This is a genomic window from Pedobacter sp. 01N416 (assembly GCF_056399685.1).
Genome location: NZ_JBFTRT010000958.1, coordinates 1 through 883 on the forward strand (window position 1 = coordinate 1; position 883 = coordinate 883).

General features: G+C 40.1%; 2 protein-coding genes. One reads left to right on the forward strand and one right to left on the reverse strand.

Annotation, left to right across the window (positions count from 1 at the left end):
* On the forward strand, window positions 1-548 hold a 548-nt coding region (locus tag AC1DND_RS28660), incomplete at its 5' end, for an MBL fold metallo-hydrolase RNA specificity domain-containing protein (RefSeq protein WP_477586336.1).
* A gap of 113 nt (window positions 549-661) precedes the next feature.
* Here the strand turns inward: AC1DND_RS28660 and AC1DND_RS28665 are convergent.
* Window positions 662-883, reverse strand: a 222-nt coding sequence (locus tag AC1DND_RS28665) for a hypothetical protein (protein ID WP_477586337.1), incomplete at its 5' end; no start/stop codon positions are given.

Here is an 883-nt window from a genome sequence, read left to right on the forward strand (position 1 = left end):
TGGCCATCCAAGCTACCGAGGTTTACCGCAAACACCATAACCTGGTAAATCAGGAAGCGAAAGATTTTTACCAAACCATGGGTGATGAGTTTGAATTTGAGCATCTTGCTTATGTTCAAACGATGAAAGAAAGTAAAGATGTTTCTAATTATTTTGATCCTTGTATCATTATTTCTTCTGCAGGCATGTTAGAAGGCGGGCGGATTCAGGATCACTTGTACTACAACATTCAGAACTATTATTGCACCATTCTTTTTATTGGCTACTGTGCAAAAGGAACACTCGGTTACAAGCTATTAAGCGGAGCACCTATTGTCCGCATTAAAGACCGGGAAATGATGGTTTACGCCACGATACACCAAACTGATCTGCTCAGTGGCCATGGCGATCACAATGACTTAGTGAAAACAATTAAACAGACAGGACAGCCCAAAAAAGTTTTCTTGGTTCATGGTGAAGATAAAAGCCTCAAAAGTTTATCATTGGCTTTACAAGAAGATGGCTTTAATGTTGCCGTGCCAGAAAGAGGAGAGGTCTTTGAATTATAATATTATGCTATCATTCTGAGCCCGGCGAAGAATCTTTAAGTTAGTTGCACTGCGCTAACATTTATACTGAAGGCAACAAATCTAATGACTGTTTTCTATGGTTTGATTCTTTGCTACACTGCCATTAACGTTATTTTGCAATCATCTAAATATAAATGGTTTATGTCGCCTGCGTATTTCCACCCAACTAGGCCGTAGCACCGTGTCCCCGTTCTACTTAAATCCGGCCTAACAAATTTTTCGGACTCCACCCACACAGCCAACCCACTAACTTCGAAAGAAAAATTTTCAGCCGGTGTTTTTTGTTTCTTTTTGACACCAAAAAGAAAGAGCCC